This is a genomic window from Acinetobacter sp. WCHA29 (assembly GCF_002165335.1).
In the GTDB taxonomy this organism is placed as follows: Bacteria; Pseudomonadota; Gammaproteobacteria; order Pseudomonadales; family Moraxellaceae; genus Acinetobacter.
In genome coordinates, this window is sequence record NZ_NHRQ01000005.1 from 48722 (window position 1) to 70852 (window position 22131).

At 39.2% G+C, this 22131-nt stretch carries 24 protein-coding genes; 6 read left to right on the forward strand and 18 right to left on the reverse strand.

The genetic code is table 11. The features are described from left to right. Window positions 1–78 precede the first annotated feature (78 nt). Entirely contained in the window at window positions 79–2511 is a 2433-nt protein-coding gene (rnr, locus tag CDG59_RS05375; RefSeq protein ID WP_087544066.1) for a ribonuclease R, read from the forward strand. A gap of 71 nt (window positions 2512–2582) precedes the next feature. Here the strand turns inward: rnr and CDG59_RS05380 are convergent, their stop codons facing one another. Further along, window positions 2583–3026, reverse strand: a complete 444-nt coding sequence (locus tag CDG59_RS05380) for a hypothetical protein (protein WP_087544067.1) — start codon at window positions 3024–3026, stop codon at window positions 2583–2585. 137 nt (window positions 3027–3163) lie between these two features. Here CDG59_RS05380 and CDG59_RS05385 point away from each other — a divergent pair, with 137 nt between their 5' ends. From CDG59_RS05385 to CDG59_RS05400, 4 genes are all read left to right on the forward strand, one after another. Next, window positions 3164–5203: a M3 family metallopeptidase gene (locus CDG59_RS05385; protein WP_087544225.1), complete on the forward strand. Its 2040-nt coding sequence runs from the start codon at window positions 3164–3166 to the stop codon at window positions 5201–5203. 39 nt (window positions 5204–5242) lie between these two features. Continuing rightward, window positions 5243–5449 (forward strand): YheV family putative metal-binding protein, encoded by a 207-nt coding sequence (locus tag CDG59_RS05390; RefSeq protein WP_087536469.1) that lies wholly within the window; start codon window positions 5243–5245, stop codon window positions 5447–5449. A 10-nt stretch (window positions 5450–5459) separates the two neighbouring features. Further along, on the forward strand, window positions 5460–5906 hold the full coding sequence (locus tag CDG59_RS05395; protein WP_087544069.1) for a hypothetical protein: 447 nt from the start codon (window positions 5460–5462) through the stop codon (window positions 5904–5906). A 226-nt stretch (window positions 5907–6132) separates the two neighbouring features. Further along, the gene (locus tag CDG59_RS05400) at window positions 6133–7017 is read left to right on the forward strand and encodes a DMT family transporter (RefSeq protein WP_087544070.1); all 885 of its coding nucleotides are present in this window, start codon (window positions 6133–6135) and stop codon (window positions 7015–7017) included. A gap of 104 nt (window positions 7018–7121) precedes the next feature. Here the strand turns inward: CDG59_RS05400 and CDG59_RS05405 are convergent, their stop codons facing one another. From CDG59_RS05405 to CDG59_RS05425, 5 genes are all read right to left on the reverse strand, one after another. Beyond that, window positions 7122–9326 carry a TRAP transporter large permease subunit gene (locus CDG59_RS05405; protein WP_087544072.1) on the reverse strand — a complete coding sequence of 735 codons (2205 nt, stop codon included), beginning with the start codon at window positions 9324–9326 and terminating at the stop codon, window positions 7122–7124. Window positions 9327–9504: 178 nt separating this feature from the next. After that, a complete protein-coding gene (rrtA, locus tag CDG59_RS05410; RefSeq protein ID WP_087544074.1) occupies window positions 9505–10086 on the reverse strand; it encodes a rhombosortase in 582 nt (193 codons plus the stop codon). A gap of 76 nt (window positions 10087–10162) precedes the next feature. Then, a complete protein-coding gene (locus tag CDG59_RS05415) occupies window positions 10163–11227 on the reverse strand; it encodes a hypothetical protein (protein ID WP_087544076.1) in 1065 nt (354 codons plus the stop codon). 544 nt (window positions 11228–11771) lie between these two features. Then, window positions 11772–12167 (reverse strand): hypothetical protein, encoded by a 396-nt coding sequence (locus CDG59_RS05420; protein WP_087544078.1) that lies wholly within the window; start codon window positions 12165–12167, stop codon window positions 11772–11774. Continuing rightward, window positions 12154–12411: a succinate dehydrogenase assembly factor 2 gene (locus CDG59_RS05425; protein WP_005156268.1), complete on the reverse strand. Its 258-nt coding sequence runs from the start codon at window positions 12409–12411 to the stop codon at window positions 12154–12156. The genes CDG59_RS05420 and CDG59_RS05425 overlap by 14 nt, the downstream gene beginning before the upstream one ends. A gap of 189 nt (window positions 12412–12600) precedes the next feature. Between CDG59_RS05425 and CDG59_RS05430 the strand changes: the two genes are divergently transcribed. After that, window positions 12601–13773: an acyl-CoA dehydrogenase family protein gene (locus tag CDG59_RS05430; protein WP_087544079.1), complete on the forward strand. Its 1173-nt coding sequence runs from the start codon at window positions 12601–12603 to the stop codon at window positions 13771–13773. 53 nt (window positions 13774–13826) lie between these two features. On the opposite strand, the gene CDG59_RS05435 is transcribed toward CDG59_RS05430, so the two are convergent. The 12 genes from CDG59_RS05435 to rpmD all read right to left on the reverse strand — a co-directional run bounded on the left by CDG59_RS05435 (window position 13827) and on the right by rpmD (window position 22126). Beyond that, complete coding sequence (locus CDG59_RS05435; protein WP_087544081.1) at window positions 13827–14333, reverse strand: DUF2059 domain-containing protein; 507 nt, start codon at window positions 14331–14333, stop codon at window positions 13827–13829. Between the two features lie 122 nt (window positions 14334–14455). Further along, entirely contained in the window at window positions 14456–15946 is a 1491-nt protein-coding gene (locus CDG59_RS05440) for a flavin-containing monooxygenase (protein ID WP_087544083.1), read from the reverse strand. 342 nt (window positions 15947–16288) lie between these two features. Then, window positions 16289–16864 (reverse strand): tetratricopeptide repeat protein, encoded by a 576-nt coding sequence (locus CDG59_RS05445; protein WP_171294993.1) that lies wholly within the window; start codon window positions 16862–16864, stop codon window positions 16289–16291. Window positions 16865–17084: 220 nt separating this feature from the next. Further along, window positions 17085–17450, reverse strand: a complete 366-nt coding sequence (rplQ, locus tag CDG59_RS05450; protein ID WP_004641032.1) for a 50S ribosomal protein L17 — start codon at window positions 17448–17450, stop codon at window positions 17085–17087. Window positions 17451–17468: 18 nt separating this feature from the next. Further along, window positions 17469–18476, reverse strand: a complete 1008-nt coding sequence (locus CDG59_RS05455; protein WP_004660372.1) for a DNA-directed RNA polymerase subunit alpha — start codon at window positions 18474–18476, stop codon at window positions 17469–17471. Between the two features lie 18 nt (window positions 18477–18494). Continuing rightward, entirely contained in the window at window positions 18495–19121 is a 627-nt protein-coding gene (gene rpsD / locus CDG59_RS05460; RefSeq protein WP_004641035.1) for a 30S ribosomal protein S4, read from the reverse strand. A gap of 12 nt (window positions 19122–19133) precedes the next feature. Next, window positions 19134–19520, reverse strand: a complete 387-nt coding sequence (gene rpsK / locus CDG59_RS05465) for a 30S ribosomal protein S11 (protein ID WP_001040166.1) — start codon at window positions 19518–19520, stop codon at window positions 19134–19136. Window positions 19521–19539: 19 nt separating this feature from the next. Next, complete coding sequence (gene rpsM, locus CDG59_RS05470; protein WP_000090816.1) at window positions 19540–19896, reverse strand: 30S ribosomal protein S13; 357 nt, start codon at window positions 19894–19896, stop codon at window positions 19540–19542. A gap of 107 nt (window positions 19897–20003) precedes the next feature. After that, window positions 20004–20120, reverse strand: a complete 117-nt coding sequence (gene rpmJ / locus CDG59_RS05475; protein WP_000867907.1) for a 50S ribosomal protein L36 — start codon at window positions 20118–20120, stop codon at window positions 20004–20006. A 20-nt stretch (window positions 20121–20140) separates the two neighbouring features. Further along, window positions 20141–21460, reverse strand: coding sequence for a preprotein translocase subunit SecY (gene secY, locus CDG59_RS05480; protein ID WP_171287530.1), 1320 nt, complete (start codon window positions 21458–21460; stop codon window positions 20141–20143). A 45-nt stretch (window positions 21461–21505) separates the two neighbouring features. Then, window positions 21506–21946: a 50S ribosomal protein L15 gene (gene rplO, locus CDG59_RS05485; RefSeq protein ID WP_004660366.1), complete on the reverse strand. Its 441-nt coding sequence runs from the start codon at window positions 21944–21946 to the stop codon at window positions 21506–21508. Window positions 21947–21949: 3 nt separating this feature from the next. Further along, entirely contained in the window at window positions 21950–22126 is a 177-nt protein-coding gene (gene rpmD, locus CDG59_RS05490) for a 50S ribosomal protein L30 (protein ID WP_003653652.1), read from the reverse strand. Window positions 22127–22131: the final 5 nt, after the last annotated feature.

A 22131-nucleotide genomic window follows, 5' to 3' on the forward strand; every position in this document is an offset into this window, starting at 1 on the left:
ATCTTGCAATCTTTGACGTGCAGTTAAAGTTTGAATGACTTATGCTAAACCGATCTGCCAGATGTGAAATGAAACGATATGACTACAAATTGGGTTGATCCCGAAGCAAAAGCAGAAGCGCAACGTTACGATAATCCTATTCCTAGCCGAACTCTTATTCTAACTACATTAGAACAATTAAAAACTGCACAGTCTCATGCAGAACTGGTTGATCACTTTAATATCCCAGATCAAAAAAGTATTGATGCATTGAATCATCGTTTAAGTGCAATGGTTCGCGACGGTCAGTTAATGAAAGATGGTTTTAAATACCAACCTGCAACCGATTTACCAAGCCATGAAGCAACGGTCTATATCAATAGTAAAGGTCTAGGTACGGCCAATATCGCAGGTCAGGATGATGTACTATTACCTGAACGTGAATTACGTCTAGTCTTTAATGGTGATCGCGTTAAAGTACGCCAAACTTCTGTTGACCGTAAAGGTAAAGCTTGGGGCTTTATTACCGAAGTCGTACAACGCCGTGTCAAACAAATTATTGGTAAAGTCGCTGAACATGAAGGTGAATACTTTATTCAGCCAAGCAATCCAAATCAGCACCAACCAATTACCTTAGAAAAAGAATTGATTGAACATGCCAATGCCAAAGTTGGCGATATGCTACGTGTTGCGATTGATGATTACCCGACTCGTGAAGAATTAGCGACAGGTCATGTTGTACAGTCTATGGCGGACAAAGCTGACACTGAAATTATTATTCCACAAACCATTTTAGAATTTGGTTTGCCTTATGAATTTCCAGAAGCCGTCATTAAAGAAGCTGAAAGTTTTAAAGAACCTTCAGAACAAGATCGTAAAGGTCGTGTTGATTTACGTGACTTGCCACTGGTCACCATTGATGGTGAAGATGCACGCGACTTTGACGATGCCGTATTCGCAGAGAAACGCGCAGGTGGTGGTTACCGTGTTGTAGTGGCAATTGCAGACGTGAGCCATTATGTCCGTTTAGACTCGCCTTTAAATGAAGAAGCTGAAGAACGTGGTACATCGGTTTATTTCCCACACTTTGTTTTGCCAATGCTGCCAGAAGCATTATCGAATGGATTGTGTTCTCTCAATCCACATGTTGATCGTCTGTGTATGGTCTGCGATTTAAAATTGTCTCGTGCAGGTAAAGTCACAGGTTATGAGTTCTACCCTGCGGTGATGCATTCCAAAGCACGTTTGACCTATAATCAGGTGGCTGCTTATTTTGACGGCGCAACCGATGCCATTCCACAAGATAAAAGCGTTCATAAATCATTAAATACCCTATTCCAGCTTTATCAGACACTAAAAGAACTACGTGCTAAACGTCATGCGATGGAATTTGAAACCATTGAAACCTACATGACCTTTGATGAGTTGGGCGGCATTAAAGAAATCTTGCCACGTACTCGTAATGATGCGCATAAACTGATTGAAGAATGCATGTTATTGGCGAACGTTGCCGCAGCTGAATACTCATTAGAACATGATATTCCAATGTTGTATCGTGTACATGAAGCGCCAGAATTCTCACGTATTCAAAAAGTCCGTGATTTCGTCAAATTACTCGGTTTACCATTCCCCGAACAACCCACTCAAGCTGATTACCAAGCCGTGATTGAAGCAACCAAAGATCGTATTGATGCACCAAGTATTCATGCGGTGTTGTTACGCTCAATGATGCAAGCCTATTATGGGGCAAAAAATTCAGGGCACTATGGCTTAGCGTATGAAGCCTATACCCATTTCACCTCACCAATTCGTCGTTATCCAGATTTATTGTTGCACCGTGCGATTAAAGCCTATCTTGACAAGAAAGTTTATCCTCTTTCAGGCGCAGCTTTAGATGATGCAGGTGAACATTTCTCTCAAACCGAACGCCGTGCCGATGAAGCCTCCCGTAGTGTCACCACATGGTTGAAATGCCATTATATGCAACAGCATTTAGGCGATGAGTTTGTCGGTATCATTAGTGCGGTGACAGAATTTGGTCTATTCGTAACGCTCAAAGACCTGTATGTCGATGGCATGATTCATGTCAGCCAGCTCGGTGAAGACTTTTTCCTGTATGATCAAGCCAGCCAAAGTTTGATTGGTCAGAATCGTGGACAGTCATTTAGCCTCGGTGATGAAGTCAAAATTCAAGTGGCAGGCGTGAATCTGGAAGAACGTAAGATTGACTTCCAATTGGTTCAACAACTGACGCATTTGGGACGTACAATTCGTCAAAAAGCGCCAAGAACCAATACTGCAAATCGTGCTTCAACCACTGAAGAGGTATTTGGCAAACCACAATCGACAACAGCTAAACTTAGTGAAGATGGCGAAAAACCTGTGCGTAAGAAAAAGGATAAGAGCAAATCGAATTCTAATTCTTATACCAAAAAAACAGGTAAAAAATCTTCTGCGAAGTCTGAAAGCAAAGAAAAGCCAAAGAAGAAAGTGAAAAAGAAAAAGTCGAATGCGAAGGCAAAAAGTGAGTGATTTATTAAGAGCAAGCTCATAGATGAGCTTGCTCTTAATTCATATGAAAGATAGAAAATTCAACACATTATTTAAACGATAGTTAATTCTCTCTCTAAATCTTTGATAAATTGTTGTAAAAGAGAGTCATCAATTCTAAAAATTATTGCTTCTTCATAACCTGCTTTTTCTTCTCCATAATATATGCCTGATGGAAATTTAACAGACCATTGTATTCTGTCGTTATCTGGAGGGTCAAAACGCTCTACTTCAAATATAAAATACATATCTATAGGATAAAAAGAAATTTCATTCACTTCACCCAAATTTAATTGCTTAAGATTCTTTAATAATGATTCCAATGCAATCTTCCATAAAATCAAATTAGGACGATTTTCATAAGAATAGATTTTATGAGGCGTAATAAGTTTAAAATCTATCCGAATTAATGTTTGCTCTAAAAATTCATCATAGAATGACTCAACTAATTCCAGATTAAGAGAAATATTTTTAAATTCATTAAACAATAAACTCATAAGCCATTTTTCCTTTTATTATTCATAGAAATTTTAGATTCATAGTATTCGAAAAAACAACTGCCCATACCTTGATTTCTCTCCGATTAAGCCCTACATCTATATCTATGTTTAAAGATGAATATGGCAAAAATAGAATGACACTCCAACAAGCGACACTTCCCCTTCCTCAATTTGATCAAATTCAACTTGCCGATTTAAAACAACAGATCGAACAAACCATTCAAAACGGTCAGAACTTCTTAAATCAACTCAATGAAGTTCCGCAAGGCTCTGAAGTCCAACTCGCAACCTTGGCAGAAGTTGATCAACTTGAAAATAACATGAGCGAATCGTGGGGCATTTTGTCACATCTCAATGCAGTCATGAACAATTCGGAAACCCGTGAAGTCTATCAAGCGCTGTTACCAAGTTTAAGTGAATACTACACTCAGTTGGGACAACACACAGCGCTGTATCAAACCTATCAGCAGATTCATGATAGTAATGTATTTCAAACATTGAGCGAAGCACAACAAAGCGCGATTAAACTGGCGCTACGTGACTTTAAACTGTCGGGTGTTGCACTCCAAGGCGAAGCGAAAAAACGTTATGCAGAAATTTCAGCGCGTTTGTCTCAGTTATCTTCAGACTTCTCGAACCATGTGCTCGATGCAACCCAAGCCTACTTCAAGCCGTTAACGGAAGCGCAACTTAAAGGCTTACCGCAAAGTAGTGTTGAATTATTAAAGCAATACGGCCAACAACGTGAGCTTGAGCAAGCCGTTGCCACACTCGACTTCCCTGCTTATTTTGCGATTATGACCTATGCCGATGATCGAGAACTTAGAGAGGAACTCTACAAAGCCTACGTGACTCGTGCTTCAGAACAATCAGAAAAAACCGAGTTCGATAATACCCCTGTGATGGAAGAAATTCTGAGCTTGCGTCAAGAAATGGCTCAACTGCTTGGCTTCAATAATTTTGCTGAATATTCATTGGCTAGCAAAATGGCACCTGATGTTGATACCGTCGATAAGTTTTTGGTCGACTTGGCCGAACATGCCCGCACACCAGCCCTTGCTGAAATTGCTGAACTCAAAAGCATTGCACAACAAGATGGAATTGAGGAACTCAAACCTTGGGATGCAACCTATTATTCTGAGAAGTTGAAACAGCAGCAATTCAACTTGTCCCAAGAAGCGCTTAAACCGTATTTCCCTGCGCCAAAAGTGGTGGACGGTTTATTCCAGATCGTGCAACGTCTTTATGGTATTCAAATCATCGAACGCCAAGCCCCTGTTTGGCAAAATGATGTACGTTATTTTGAAATTGAAGATCAAGGTCAAGTGGTTGGTGGTTTCTATTTTGACTTATATGCCCGTAACGGCAAACGCGGTGGCGCATGGATGAGTGGTTTCCGTTCTCGTGTGCAAACGGCCAATGGTCTACAAAAACCAATTTGCTATATGGTGTGTAACTTTACCCCACCGATTGGCGATCAACCTGCACTATTGACTCACGATGAAGTCATTACTTTATTCCATGAATTTGGACATGGCTTACACCATATGTTGACCGAAGTAGATAACATCTCAGTTGCAGGCACACACGGCGTGGCTTGGGATGCGGTTGAATTACCAAGCCAGTTTATGGAATTCTGGGCATGGGATAATGAAAGTTTAGACGTACTCAGCGAACACACTGAAACCAAGCAAACTTTGCCACAAGAATTGCTGTCTGCGTTACTCAATGCGCGTTTCTTTCAATCAGGCATGCAAACCTTGCGTCAGATTGAATTTGCATTGTTTGACCTAAGCATTCACCGTCAGGCACCTGCCTTAAACAGTCAGCAAATCCAAGCGACATTGGACGATATTCGCGATAAATTTGCCGTGGTTCCTGCGGTACCTTATAACCGTTTCCAGCACAGTTTCAGCCATATTTTTGCAGGCGGTTATGCGGCAGGCTATTACTCTTATAAATGGGCAGAGGTTTTAGCGAGTGATGCCTTCGATCGCTTCGAAAGTGAAGGTATTTTTAACACTGAGACAGGCAAAGAGTTTAGAAAGTTTATTCTAGCAGTTGGCGGAAAAGATACTGCAATTGATGCATTTCGCAATTTCCGAAAAAGAGAACCAAAAATAGATGCATTATTACGCCATCAAGGTTGGACGAACACCAATAAAACCGCTTAAACTACGTCATTATTGTTCACAGGGTGGTAATTAACTGACATGAAAAGACAGTTCATCGCGGGTGCAAAGTGCCCTAAATGTGGCGCCTTAGATCGTGTGGTTAAGATCATCACTGTGGATGACGAGTGGATTGAATGTATCGAATGTGCTTATAGCGAAAAACGCCCGACCCACGTGGAAGAGCAACAAACCGCTGAGCCAGATGAAATTGGGGTGATACAATTCAAACCTCGTCATTTTGACTAGAAGGTTAAAAATGATGTCCACATACCAAACTCAAAATTCCAAATTATTATGGATGATAATTGGTGGAATTAGCGTTGTTGTGGTTTTGTTTCTTGCAATTCAATGGTTTTTATCACAAAAAGATCAGCAATCGACAAGCACAACTACACAACCAATTGCCGAAAAAACAATTATATCCAAAGCAGAAACAACTGCTAGTCCAGATATAAATACGGCGAGCAGTGAAGTTGATGCACCAATACAATTAGTCGAAGAGTCAATTGTCAAATCACCACTTCCTAGCAATGACAGTTTAGCCAAAGAAGAGATTGCAAAGCTAGATGATATTCAACAGCAACTGCAAGACCAACAGCGTGACTTGAAACAACAAAATAACGATGTTGATACTTTACTTCAGCTCAAAGAAGATCAAATTAAACTTTTGGAGGCTCAAATCTCCGCACAACATAAATCTTAAAACAACAAAAGCTTTAATCCAGTTTAAAGCTTTTTACTCATTGAAATATCAATCTCATATTTCTAATCGCGATTTTTCATACAGCCCCTCATAAGTTTGTATTTACACTGATTGCGGTATGATAGATATAAGTCACTCAACAAATCTAAAATCCAGTTTAAAAGCACATTTCTTTCATCCGTTGAGAAGCATAGAATAACTTTAGTCTCAAAGCCTCGCGTCTAATATGAATTCACTTCAAACTAATCGTAACCTTTTACTTGCGATTGGTTGCCTAACAACCTCGGCCCTTCTCTTTTCGATCATGGGTATCTGTATTCGTTATGCATCACATACGGTTGATAACTATACAATTGTATTTTTCCGCAACGTGGTCGGACTTATCCTGTTTCTGCCTTTTATTTTTAAACAAGGTATTGGCTTTGTAAAAACAGAAAAACTATGGATGCATAGTTGGCGTAGTATTGTTGGACTGGCTGCAATGTATGGCTTTTTCTATGCGATTGCCCACCTGAAATTATCCAATGCTATGGTATTTACCTACTCCTCTCCTATTTTTATTCCAGTTATTGCATGGTTATTTCTAAAAGAAAAAATCACCATTGCTATGCTTTGTGCCGCGGGACTCGGCTTTATTGGGGTGTTCTGTGTGGCTAAACCCGATCAAGGTCTACTGAACTGGATTTCGGTGATTGGTATTGCATCAAGCTTACTTGCATCAATGGCTTTTGTAACTGTTCGGGCACTCACTCAAACTGAACCACCTGAACGCATCGTATTTTATTTCTGCTTGATAGGATCAGCACTTTCTGTGATTCCAATGTTTTGGGTATGGCGAACCTATCATGTAAAAGAATTATTATTTTTGATTGGCGCAGGGATACTGGCAAATGTCAGCCAAATTTTTATGTCTCATGCTTATCAACTTGCTCCTGCTGGGCAGATCGCACCAGTCAACTATATGGCGATTATCTTTGCGGGTATTTGGGGCTTTTTGCTGTGGAATGAAGTGCCAGATTTATACAGTGTGATTGGGTTTTGTATTATTTTGCTGGCAATTTTATTATGCAGTCCATTGACTCAACGTCAAAAGAAAATGATTCAACGCTAAAATATTTGATCTTTAAAAATAACTTATCAACATTGATGATGTCCAAAGCATTTTAAATCTTTGAAATAAAAAAGCACCCGAAGGTGCTTTTTTTATTTCAACACTTAGTGTTTATACCAACCAAACATTTGGAAGATATATGGTGCATAGGTCACCAACACTAAAGATGAGAACAATACGATAATCGGTAATAACCAACGCTCATAACGATAATAGAAACTTGTGTATTTCTCTTTCGCTTCCTTATCAGCGGCTGATACCTCTTCATCCCCGACAGAGAGTCGCGTCAACAAATGGTTTAAGGCAACAGGTGGTGTTACATAACCAAATTCGAATGCAACCAATACGATCATCCAGAAGTGAATCGGATGAATACCGTTCTCATAAGCAACTGGCGCTACTGTCGCAGCAACTAAGATTACCGCACCAAATGGATCTGTAGTCATACCAATAATTGCAAGTAACATTGCAATAAAGGCAAGAGAAATATAGATATTATCCAAGTGAGTTGGTAATAACTCAACCACTTCAGCACGCTCGATTAAACCACCAACGCTCGCAGATAATGCCATCAGTAGAATCAAGGCACCGATATGACCCACTGTTTCTGAAGTTGCAAAACGTAATGCTCCACCAAAACCAAAACTCTTACCACCATGAGGATCATGGCTTTTTAAGAAGTCTGATTTCTGTTCATGTTCAAGAACTAATGCCTCATGCTTTGCATCAATAACTGGAGCTGGTGCAAGTTTTGCTGCAAACAATTTGTCAAACAAAATCATTGCAATCAACACCAATGGTAAAATCATTGGCGCTGTAAATTCATTGATTGATGTATCTAACGCAAGTTTATAGAACATCACAACTGCAAAACCAATGATTACATAAGGAATCACAGGTACACATGCACGTAACATTCCAGGTACAGCAACTTTTGGTGAAGCAACACGGAACTTTTCTTCAGCAAGAATCAATGAAACGCCAAGAAAAATAAATGCAGTTAACCAGAAAACATAGATACCATGATCAAATAATTCTGTAGACGTTACATGGCGGCTATCTAGCATTGAAATCAAAATTACAAGTAAGCATGGACGAATCACCACACCTAAAGAACCCGACATTGCAGATACAGCTAATGCATATTGACGGCGCGCACCAGAGTTCCAAACCTCTTTATAAATGATTGCACCTGCGGCAATAACGAAAATACCAGAAGCGCCTGTATATGCTGTTGGAATTGCCGCTGCAATTAAGATTAACCAAGTTAAAGTTTCAGGTGCTAGATTCCACGGACGCAGGATATTTAAGAATAAATCCATCACACGCGTTTGGGTCAGTAACATACCTGCCCAAATAAACAATGCAAGGTTTAAGAAAATACCAGAGAACTCAACAATAATTCCCAAGTAGATCCCTTGCCCCATTGGATAATCCATGAAGAAAGTAAAGATTATCCCCGTGATCAGTGACATCTGTGCATACAATGGTACGCTCAGCACCGCCAAACCAAAATTACCTTTAGGTTGCGCTGTTTTAGGAATTAAAAATAATTGCACTAAGCTGATTACAGTTAAAGAGACAAAGAGTGCTATCCATAACCATGAAATCGCCAATGTCTTCGTAGTCAATTCTACGCCAGAATTCAGCAACGAGTTATATTGACTAATTGTCGATAAACTCAGTAGAGCATTACCTACAACCATATATGCTGAATAGACACGATAGTCCATCTTCGTTTTAGGTGCACGTAAACCAATGTGGTGATAGCGTAAAGAAGCTGTGATAGATGTAAACAACACCATAATCAGTAAAAGTACAGTCTGGTTTTCAGAACCTAACTTAAAAATACCGAAGAATGTGGTTTCAACTTGACGATAAGTACGAATACTTGGATGAGCTTCCAAGTGCTTCATTGCTTTATCATAGAACTGATATTTTTCTTCACACTGTTGTTGTGCAGCTAATAAAGAAGCGCGTACATCTGATTCAGATGCTGTACCAAACATACTTGCAAACTCATCAGCAGCATTTGCTTTCATCTGCTCTTGAACTTGCGCTTCAATATTAGGATGTCGATCACAAGATGGTTTTTCAGGTTCAGCTCGTAAAAACGAATACTGCATTCCTATTTTTTCATCACCATACAAACGCTCCCCCATACGGAGCATTTGACCGTGAATCATCTCGCCAGTACCAATAAGCAAAGTCATTAGCAACAAAGCAAGAATGATGAATGTTGATATCCAATCATTCCAGATATAACCCAGTCGGGCTAATCCAGACTTTTTCTCTTGATCATTTTGCATGTATATTCCAGTTTATTGTTATCAACACCCATCCAAAGATGTTGAGTCATGCGATGTCCATGGTTGATAGATAAGTGAATTTACCCTCTTCGTAACCAATCCCTTTTAACCGCCTAAATTTGCAGCAATCTTTCCCAAAAAAGAATGACTACAATCATTTTTTTGTTGGTTTTTTTTATCAACTTATATGTTCTCTCTCTATCCTTCTTAACAATGAATAGCCTAACCCACAGAACAAACCACCAATCGCACCAATCAAATGAGCTTCTGTCAAAACAGGACTACCAATTAACTGTGCAGTACCCGTCTGGCCAAAAGTATTTTCCCATATTAATTTTGCTGAGATCAGCAACAAGACCAATAAGGCAAATTTTCTTTCTTTAGGATATTTCAGATACACGAGACCAACAGCAACATATAATCCATGCAGCACGCCAGAAAGACCAGCATATGCATCGATATAAGGTAAGTAGAAATAAAAGATAAGACTAATAAACGGAGGAAGGATTAAAAGCAGAACACATAAGTGCCAATTACGAGCATGAGGAAAAATAAAAGGTAAACACGCAAATGCCAGCATATTTAAGAAAAAATGCATCCATCCAACATGAACCCAATGTGCAGTCCATAAACGCCAAAACTCAGCGAATAAACTAGGTTTCCAATAAATGAAGTGATCTGCAAATACTTGCAAGCACGCTGATATAGAAACACATGCAGCGATTAAAATAACTTTCGGTATCCATACGTGATCTTTCATCCATTACCACCCCATGAAAAAACTGACCTTTTACCAGTTTAAATGTTTCACTTGTAAAAGGTCGTTTAATTCAAGTTTACTCTGCTGGTGCTGATGCGCCATCTCCATCATCAAATAAAGCATCCAATTCAGATGAACTTTCTTTCTTATCGTCCCAGAAAGAAGTCAAACCTTCATCACCAGAACGTACACCTGTATTTTCAGTCCAATAACGATCAGCTATACCACGGACCATCAAACCAGCCATCTTATCGATCAATCTAAATTGAGGATTTACTGGTTTGTCTTCACCAGTTGCAGCAGCATAAGAACGGAAAGCATCACGCAGTTTGGCATCATCGCCACTTGCTTGTGCAGCAACTGCATATAATGCATGTGATAAACGAACACCTTTTTTCTCGCCAATTTGCATTGATTCTTTCATGGTTGCATAAGGTTCAGGTTTACCGTCACCCGCACCTGGTAATAAAGTCCAAATCACTGCTCGCGTCGCCATCGGCGCGCCCCAGAATTTTTCATTATCCAAACAGGTCATGCCACGCTCAACAATACCCGCAATATCTTTCGGGACATTAATCGCGCCACCAGAGTTAATATCATTGGTCATCGCTTGCAGACCACTTACCATCCCTAAAAGGTAAACTGTCTGATCTAAATCATTGCGCATTGTTGGGCATGAATCACCCAATTTATATTTATATTTTGATTCCCAACGATTTGCAAAAAGTTGATAACCTGCATATTGACGTTCAGCAGCAATCCCCGCCCAACGTTTTTGTTCAATACGAGCATCTTGAGCTTCAGAAACTTGACCTGCTTTCGAAGCACGCAAATAGCGGAGTTCCGCTTCTAAGGCTTTATTTTCAGCACAAATACCTGCTGAGGTATACAATAACACCGCCATACGTGTTGGATCAGCACCCATATCCTTGGTTGACATCACCGCTGGAGTTAAGGCATTACCTGAATTACACACCATTTCGGCGTCATCCATCGCCAAAATTGGTGGAACAATATGATTTTCACTAAAACTTAATGCGACATTAGCCCCTGTTTTAATGATTTGTGAACACCCTGATAATATTGATGTTGTGAGTAACGCAACCGCCACACCCTGTCCCATTTTTTGGAATTTAGACATTCTTCCTGTCCTCTAATTAATTTGTTTTTCCTTTTAGACGTACCTTATCAGATGCAATACTTGAATTAAAGAGTAATTGCTCTAATTTAACATGTGCATTCTGACACAATTCACAGATAAGCGAATTGACAGAGAGTTGAAAATACAAAAATTTTAGGCAAAAAAAAGTAGCATTGCGACGGTTCAGCACATGCTACTTATTAACTGGTAAAAACGTGAAACTCTTTATCTTTTAGTTTTGTTGAAAGTAATCCTTGAGTAAAGTTCCTGCTCTTCCTATAAAAATTGCAAAAACAATTGCAATCACCAGAAACGACCATGTTGGAATTTCCATTACTTTGGACCTCCACCACACTTTACGTTGGTATTTGTACTTTAACGAAAATGAATACAAGTTGATGGTCAGATTGTCTGACAATTTATATTTTCACGAAATTTCAGAATATTTAATCTAACAATTTAAATGAACGCAAAGTAAAACAAACATAAAAAATTGAAAATAAACATATAATTAATTATATACAGTTGTAGAATTGTCCAACAATTAAAGCATTTTTATTAATAATTTTAAGTTTTTCCACTGCGAAATTGACAATTGATCCCACCAAATCGTTAAAGGTTGGTACTGAGTATCAGAAAAATAAATCGTAATATAAGCTTGGTGATCAATAATTTTAGTGATTGTTCGACCTTGGATTGCGATAGAAGTATCCACAAACTCAAATGACCAATGCTGATGATCCAAATACTCAAAACGCTTTATTAAAGGACGCCGTAACAATAGAACCCAAAATAAAACCATTACAACAAGGCTAAGCAGCCAAAATGAAAGAGCTAGCAATTGGTAGGCTAAAATTAGAACAGTGACAAAAACAAAAAGTTGCAATACAAGCGAAAATCGACTGTATTGCAACTCAAAAACACGATTAGCCATGAACATAATGTTTTAATTTTAAAATAAAATCTTTTAACTCAGCACGAGGTGGCTCACCCACTTCCATAAACCAATCCAATAAATCTGGATCTTCTTGATCAACCAACTCTGCAAATAGCGCCTTTTCATCAGCATCGGCGGTTAAATAATAGTTTTTAACATAAGGATCGAAATACACATCAATTTCTTTTAAACCACGACGTGCGCGATAAACGACCTTACGTTCTTCCAAACTTATTTCATCAGACATTATTTGTTCCACTATGCAACAATTTTATAGTCATAGTGTACTCGATCCCCCATTAACTTCGCAGCGTTTTTTCTCAAGTGACCAAATACATCAATCAAATTGAGCATTGATCACATTGTTCACTATTTTCAATTTCTTGTATCGTGGCAATGAATGTTTAAATCCAACACTCTAGGGAAAAAATAACAAATGCAATCAGGTGCAATTCGTCCAATTCCAAATATGCTCCCACGTAAGCTATTTACTTCTGAGCATGAAGCATTTCGTGAAACTGTACGTAAATTTTATGAAAAAGAAGTTGTTCCAAATATTGAGAAATATGAGAAACAACAGCATGTTGACCGTGACTTATGGAACAAGGCGGGTGAGCTTGGCTTGCTCTGCACCACCATGCCAGAACAATATGGTGGCTCTGGGGTTGATCGTTTGTACAGTATGATTCTCATTGAAGAACAAGCTTATGCAATGGACTCAAGTACAGGTTTCTCATTACACTCAGATATCGTTGCCAACTATATCAACAACTTTGGCAATAAAGAGCAAAAACAAAAATGGCTGCCTAAAATGGCAACAGGTGAAACAGTTACAGCGATTGCTATGACTGAACCGGGTACAGGTTCAGATCTTCAAGCAGTTCGTACTACAGCTGTGCTTGATGGCGATGAGTATGTCATTAATGGTTCAAAAATCTTCATTACCAATGGCTACCTTTGTGACATGGCAATTGTCGTCTGTAAAACAGGCAACAATGAAAAAGGCTCAGCAAATTTATCATTAATCATCGTTGAAGCTGATCGTGCTGGTTTTAGTAAAGGTAAACCTTTGAATAAAATCGGAATGAAAGGGCAAGATACTTGCGAATTGTTCTTTGACAACGTACGAGTACCTAAGGAAAACCTACTTGGTATGGAAGGTATGGGTTTCATCATGTTGATGAAAGAACTGGCTTGGGAACGTATGTTGGTTGCGATTATTTGCCAAGCAGGTGCAGAAGCAGCATTTGCGCATACTGTTCAATACACCAAAGATCGTAAAGCATTTGGCAAAGCCATTAGTACCTTCCAAAATACACGGTTTAAATTAGCTGAATTACGTACTGAAATTGATTTCTGCCGTACTTATTTAGATCGTTGTATGGAATTACAACTCGAAGAAAGCTTAAGTGTAGATGCCGCAGCAGCAGCTAAATACAAAATTTCAGATATGTTCTCAAAAGTTGTAGATGATTGCTTACAGTTACATGGTGGCTATGGTTATATGTTGGAGTATCCAATTGCACGTGCCTACATCGATAACCGTGCTAACCGTATTTATGCGGGAACAAATGAAATTATGAAAGAATTAATTTCTCGTACACTTTAAACATAAATTGGAAAGTTAAAGGGATCGTGTTTAATTACACGATCCTTTTTTATTTATTTAGTTTCAGATTTTTCAGTTGTTTGAGCTGGCGTAGGCGTTGGATTCATTCGTGCCATTAGTTGCTTTACCGTTGGATTATCAATATGTTGCTGCATAGTGACATTTAAAGCAGTGCGTGCATTTTGCGTAGTGAAATGTGCAACTTCACTTCCTATCTCACTGGCTTTTTTAGCCCATGCTTTCCCTTCTGTAGATTGATAAAAGGTTAATGCGGCTTGTAGTTCCTGTTGACTGAATGTTTCAACATAACGTTGGATAATGAATTGCTTACGCTGTTCACTGTTTAAATTTTTAATCAAATCTACGTAAAAATTTTCAGGTATATCTTTAGGCAAACGCATTCGGATTTGCTCTAAAATCATTTTATCAGTGTTTTGTAAACCTTGTTCGGTTCCATCTACAGATACCAATTTTTGAGCAATAACTTCTTTCTGTTTTACATCATCAGCAGAAACAAATGTACTGAATAATAATATCCCCAAGATTAATAGCTTTTTCACTCAGCCATCCCTGTTTTAAATGTTATTGCGCTCAATATACGCGATATTTTTTATATTTAAATAGCCACTCAAATAAAAACCCTATGCAACTGCATAGGGTTTAAAAACATTCAAGCAAAAACTTATGAGACTAATTTTGGCTTACGATTTGTTTGATCGCCACGCTTATGAAATTCTAAAACCCCGTCATGAAACTTAGCATCTTTCAGTTCTTTACGATCAGCTAGGTAATTATTGGTGATCTTCCACGGTGCTTGTTTACCTTGTTTAGGCATTACATCAGCTGCACGTGCGATATAACCAGAAGACATTTTACCCATGATTGTATCATTTTCACGCTGTAAAGGATCAGCATGTGCAATCACTTCATCAAAACCATTTTTATCCATATGATTGATTAAGCGACAGATATAATCAGCTGCAATATCAACCTTTAATGTCCATGAAGCATTGATATAACCAATGATCATCGCCATGTTAGGGACATCACTCACCATCACGCCTTGATACAGCATATGTTGAGATGTGTTCATTGGCTTACCGTCAATTGAACCTTTCACCCCACCTAGAATCTGAATTTCTAAACCAGTTGCCGAGATCACAATATCCGCTTCTAAATGTTTTCCAGATTTTAATTGGATACCATTCGCAGTGAACTTCTCAATTTGATCCGTTTCAACGCTTGCCTTACCTTCACGTAATACCTTGAACAAATCACCGTCTGGCACAACACATAAACGTTGATCCCAAGGGTTGTAGCTTGGCGTAAAGTGTTTCATATCCACTTTACCTTTAAGCTGTAATTCAATTCCTTTCAACAATAAACGACGTACAGTTTTCGGATATTTTTGAGCTAATGCATAAATACCACGTTGCATACCAATATTACGTGCACGAGTAAATTTATACGCCGTTTCCTCAGACATAAATTTACGTGTTTTCTCATAAATAAAGTCAATTGAAGGAACCGTAGCAATATAAGTTGGTGAACGCTGTAACATTGTGACATGCCCTGCTCCACCTTTCACCATTGAAGGTACAAGCGTAATTGCAGTTGCACCACTACCAATGATCACCACTTTCTTACCCGTATAATCTAAATTTTCTGGCCAATGTTGTGGGTGAATAAACTGACCTTTGAAATCTTCTTGTTTCGGGAATTTAGGTGCATAACCCTGATCATAGTTATAGTAACCGGTACAACCGATGACAAAATTTGCAGACCAATTTTGTTTTTTCTTATTGTTATCTTCGATCTCAACTAACCATTTTTTCTTTGTAGAATCATAGTTTGCTGAAATAACACGATGGCCAAAGCGAATTTTATCTTTTAACTGATTTTCACTGATCACATCACTTAAATAGCCCTTGATTTCAGCACCACTAGCCAACACTTTGTCTTTTGCCCATGGCTTGAAGTTAAAACCAAAAGTCGACATATCCGAATCAGAACGAATACCAGGGTAACGGAACAAATCCCAAGTCCCACCAAAGCTATCACGACGCTCTAAAATCTCAAAGTTACGTTGTGGACAGTTTTTAGAAAGATGCACAGCCAACCCAATTCCAGAGATACCTGCACCAATAATTAATACATCAACTTGCTTTTCCATTTTTTTTATACCCTGTATAAACCATGACTTTATTAAAGCACAAATTTGACAATACACAATGTCAAGTTTATTCATTCATCGGCTTTTTCATATCAGTTCGGGACATTTTTAAGAAACATAAGGGAAAAATCTTGAGATTTTTGCTTGGATTTGTTTAATTAAAGGTTCTAGATAACAGGATAAGATGGCAATAATTAGACTCTTGCGCTTATCTAAATCACTTGAAAGACAATATTTAAAGAATAATATTAAGACGGAACAAAAATATTAAGAACCGCTCGTATATTCTAAACACTCGAATGGTTTTTGATTAAATATTTGTACACCAAATAAAAGCTATAATTATTTTTTCTTAAGAGAGTTTGCTTTATCTTCCCAACGTTTTGCGATATCTAAATTTTTTTCAACGCCTATTCCATATTGATACATAAACTCAATTTCTCTCATAGCTTCTTTACTTCCTTGAGCAGCAGATTTCTGAAGTAAATCTAATGACTGATCAATATTTTTTATAACCCCTTCACCATTACGATATAGCCTAGCTAAACCAACCATAGAATCACTGTGATTAAGATCCGCCCCTTTTGCAAACCAAATAAAAGCTTTTTTATAATGATCCTCGGCATCAATTGGATCTGTATCTTCAACTAAACCTGCATATGTTGCATATCCATCACCCAGCCAATACATAGCATTCACATTCCCATTTTCAGCAGACTTCATAGCCCAACTTTCCGCTTGAGCTTCATCTTCCTCAACCCCATAACCATGGATATAAACATCTGCTAATTCTAATTGCGCTGATGAATCACCATTTTTAGCTTTTGTTAATAGTTCATTTGAGAAAGTTGGATTAGCAAATGTTTGCATAGTGAGGATTAGTCCTAAAACAATAAATGTAAGTTTGAAAATTTTCATTTCAGCCTTTAAATTAAGGTTATATTTGGTTCTTTAATGTTTTAATAATACTTTATAAATATGAAAATAATGAGACTATCTAAGATAGTTAGGATTATTCAAACCTAAATTAATAACTTCATTAATCTATAAAGCTTCTACCTCTACGCTAAACAATAAAAAAGGCCGGTTATTACACCGGCCTTTTTTGGAACAACTGACTGTTCTACACGTAGAAGTATTATTTTACTTCACGGTCAACGAGTTCAACGTAAGCCATCGGTGCAGCATCACCTGCACGGAAGCCCGCTTTAAGAACACGAAGATAACCGCCGTTACGTTCTTTGTAACGAGGGCCAAGAACGGTAAATAATTTACCAACAGTTGCTGCTGAACGAGTACGAGCAAACGCTAAACGACGGTTTGCAACAGTATCGTTTTTAGCCAAAGTGATTAAAGGCTCAGCAACACGACGAAGTTCTTTCGCCTTAGGCAAAGTTGTCTTAATTAACTCGTGCTCTACTAAAGCATTTGTTAAGTTTTGAAACAACGCCTTACGGTGGCTGCTTGTACGGCCTAATTTCACACCACTATTACGATGACGCATGGTGATAGTCCTACTTAATTAACGGCTACGATAGGCAAATCGGTCATCCATACGGAGACTAGCTGGTGGCCAGTTCTCTAAACGCATGCCGAGTTGTAAACCTTTCGATGCCAAAACATCTTTGATCTCTGTTAACGATTTTTTACCTAAGTTAGGAGTTTTTAACAACTCAACTTCAGTACGTTGAACAAGATCACCAATGTAGTAAATATTTTCTGCCTTCAAACAGTTAGCAGAACGAACAGTAAGCTCGAGATCATCTACTGGACGAAGCAAAATTGGGTCAACTTCTTCGCGAGGTTCTTGAGCAACAGGAGTTTGATCTTTCTGAAGATCAACAAAAATTGCAATTTGTTGTTGCAAGATTGTTGCCGCTTTGCGGATAGCTTCTTCTGGATCAACAGTCCCATTAGTCTCAAGATCGATTACGAGTTTATCAAGATCGGTACGTTGTTCTACACGAGCATTTTCTACTGTGTAAGAAACACGCTTGATTGGGCTATAAGAAGCATCTAACTGTAAACGACCTACTGGGCGTGTTTCACCTTCTGGGAAACGAGAGTCAGATGTCTCATAACCACGACCTTGAGCTACTTTAAGGCGCATTTTTAATGAACCAGAAGAACTCAAAGTACCGATTAAATGATCAGGGTTAACCACTTCAACATTATGAGGTAAACGAAGGTCAGCTGCTGTTACGTCACCTGCACCTTGCTTCTCTAATGTTAAATATGCTTCATTTTGATCGAACAGCTTAATAGACAATCCTTTTAGGTTCAGCAAGAGCTCGACGATGTCCTGCTGCAAGCCTTCTAAAGTACTGTACTCGTGCTCGACGCCTTCTATCTCAACTTCAACCACAGCAGCGCCAGGTAAAGAAGACAATAGAATGCGACGTAAAGCATTACCTAGAGTATGGCCAAAACCACGCTCTAAAGGCTCAAGAATCACTTTTGCCGAGGTCCCGCTCACCGCTTCGACCTTGATCGCTTGCGGAGTTAGAAACTCGTTTGCAGTACGCGTCATTTATTGCTACCTCAAGGATTATTTAGAATACAATTCTACAATCAAGCTTTCGTTGATTTCAGCAGGTAAATCAGAGCGATCTGGTGCAGCTTTAAACGTACCTTCCAACTTAGAATGATCAACTTCCATCCAAGCAGGGATACCACGTTGAGCAGCTAATTCAATAGCGTTTTTGATACGCAATTGTTGTTTAGCACCTTCATGCACTGCAATTACATCACCCGCTTTTACTTGAATAGACGCAATGTTTACACGACGACCATTTAAAGTAATAGAACGGTGAGATACCAACTGACGAGCTTCTGAACGTGTAGAACCAAAACCCATGCGATAAACTACGTTATCAAGACGGCTTTCAAGCAATTTCAACAAGTTTTCACCAGTTGCGCCTTTAACACGAGCTGCTTCTTTATAGTAGTTACTAAATTGACGCTCTAACACACCGTACATACGACGTACTTTTTGTTTTTCACGTAATTGTAGTGAATACTCAGATTGCTTACCACCACGAGCCTGACCATGTTGACCAGGTGCTTTATTGTGTTTTTTGGTTTTTACATCAAACGGTTTAACGCCTGATTTAAGTTGCAGGTCTGTCCCTTCGCGGCGAGAGAGTTTGCATTTTGGACCAATATAACGAGCCATGAATGTTTCTCCTTACACGCGACGTTTTTTAGGTGGACGGCAACCGTTGTGAGGAATTGGTGTCACATCGGTAATGCTGTTAATCTTATAACCCACTGCGCCTAATGCACGAACCGCAGACTCACGACCTGGACCAGGACCTTTTACAAGGACGTCTAGGTTTTTCAAACCGTAATCCAAAGCTGCTTTACCAGCAACTTCAGCAGCTACCTGAGCAGCGAACGGAGTTGATTTACGTGAACCACGGAAGCCTTGTCCACCTGAGGTAGCCCAAGCCAATGCATTACCTTGACGATCGGTAATCGTTACAATGGTGTTATTAAAAGACGCGTGAATGTGTGCAACACCTTCAGAGACGGTACGAGTGACCTTCTTGCGTGTGCGAGTATCTTTAGCCATCTTTTAGCTTCCAGAAATCTTACTTTTTAATCGGTTTGCGCGGACCTTTACGGGTACGTGCGTTAGTTTTGGTGCGTTGTCCACGAACAGGCAAGCTGCGACGATGACGAAGACCGCGGTAGCAGCCTAAATCCATTAAACGTTTAATGTTCATGGAAATTTCGCGACGTAAATCACCTTCGGTCGGAACCTTAGCAACTTCTGCACGAATCGCATCAAGCTGAGCATCATCTAATTCACGGATTTTTGTAGTCTCAGTAATACCTACAGTTGCTAAGATGTTCTTAGCAGTGTGGCGACCGATACCAAAAATATACGTGAGAGAGATAACAGCATGCTTGTTATCCGGAATGTTTACACCGGCAATACGAGCCATTCAATTTTCTCCAAAAAGGCAGTCAAGATAATCAACCGCCCCACAAAAATCTTGAGGGGCGGATAATAACCTAATTAGCCTACTGAAATCAACAGGTCTTAATTAAATTAACCTTGACGCTGCTTATGACGAGGTTCTGCGCTACAAATCACGCGAATAACCCCATTACGACGGATAACTTTGCAGCTACCACAAATTTTCTTTACAGAAGCTTGTACTTTCATGATGAAACCTCTAAGTGCGCTTATCCCTTAGGATGAGCAGTCGTTTTTCTCATTAACGTTTGATTATCATATTGATGCGAAGTAAGGTGCGCTTGAAGTTGCGCCATAAAGTCCATTACTACTACAACTACAATCAGTAAAGATGTTCCACCCAAATGGAATGGAATACTAAACGAACTTTGTAGCACCATAGGCATTAAACACACTACAGTAATGTAAATTGCACCAATAAAAGTCAAACGGTTAAGAATATGATCTAAATAACGAGCCGTTTGCTCACCTGGGCGGATACCAGGCACATATGCTCCGCTGCGTTTTAAGTTCTCTGCAACTTCTTTTGGGCTAAATACTAGCGCTGTATAGAAATAACAGAAGAAAATAATTAACGCACCAAACAGCATTAAATACAACGGCTGTCCAGGCGATAACACCAATGCCAGATCTTGTAGGCTACGCTTCACAATCCCTGCATTTGGATCAGCACTACCTAACCATTGCCCTAAGCTCGCTGGAAATAATAACAATGAGCTTGCAAAAATCGCTGGAATCACACCTGCCATATTAATTTTTAATGGCAAATGCGTTTGCTGTGCAGTAAAAACACGACGACCTTGTTGCTTTTGTGCATAGTTCACTGGAATACGACGTTGTGCTTTTTCAATAAACACAATCGCAGCTAAAACTGCTAATGAGAGTAAGCCAAATACAGCCAAACCAATTAAACTACCTTGACCATTATCTACAGACGTAAACGACTGTATTACAAGATTTGGCAAGCCTGCCACAATACCTGCAAAAATGATCATCGAGATACCATTACCAACACCACGTTCGGTAATTTGCTCTCCTAACCACATCAGAAACATTGTTCCCGCAACTAACGAAGTAACTGCAGGAACATAGAATGCTAAGCCTGATGTCAAAGTAATACCTTGACTGATCAAACCAGCACACATCCCTACACCTTGCACGAGTGCAAGGAATAAGGTGCCATAACGTGTATATTGATTGATCTTTCGTTTGCCTTGCTCGCCTTCTTTTTTCAAAGCTTCTAACGAAGGAACAACCGTAGACATTAACTGCACGATAATCGATGCAGAAATGTACGGCATAATTCCCAACGCTAGAATCGACATGCGTTCTAATGCACCGCCAGAGAACATGTTAAATAAGCCTAAGAAGGTACCTTCATTCGCCTTAAAAAACTGTGCTAGCGCTATATTATCAATACCTGGCAACGGAATATGCGCTCCTAGTCGAAAGACCAATAACGCGCCAATCAAAAACATTAATCGACGAATAATTTCACGATATTTCACATGAAATGGTTGGCCTTTCATCATGTTTACATGACCTGAAGAACTAGGAGTCATAGACACTCGAGATTACTCCTCGACTTTACCGCCAGCAGCTTCAACAGCAGCTTTAGCGCCTTTAGTCAACACAACACCTTGAACAGTGAATGCGCGAGTGATTTCACCAGAAAGAACGATGCGAGCACGAATTTGATCACGACGAACAACGTTCGCAGCTTTTAAAGTTTCAAGGCTAATTACATCACCTTCAACTTTATTCAATTCAGACAAACGTACTTCAGCAGTTTTCAAAGCGATTTGGCTAGTGAAACCGAATTTTGGTAAACGACGATATAACGCTGTTTGACCGCCTTCAAAGCCTGGACGAGTACCACCACTTTTACGTGAGTTTTGACCCTTGATACCACGACCACCAGTCTTACCAACGCCAGAGCCGATACCACGACCTAGACGACGATTTTCACGCTTAGCACCTTCAGCAGGTGCAAGTTCATTTAAACGCAGAGTCATGGCTTATTCCTCTACACTAACCATATAGTAAACTTTGTTGACCATACCACGGTTAGAAGGCGTATCTTGCACTTCTACAGTATGACCAATACGACGCAGACCTAGACCTTGTAAGCAAAGTTTATGATTTTTTAAACGATGCGAAGAAGATTTAGTCTGGGTAACTTTAATCGTTTTCATGATTG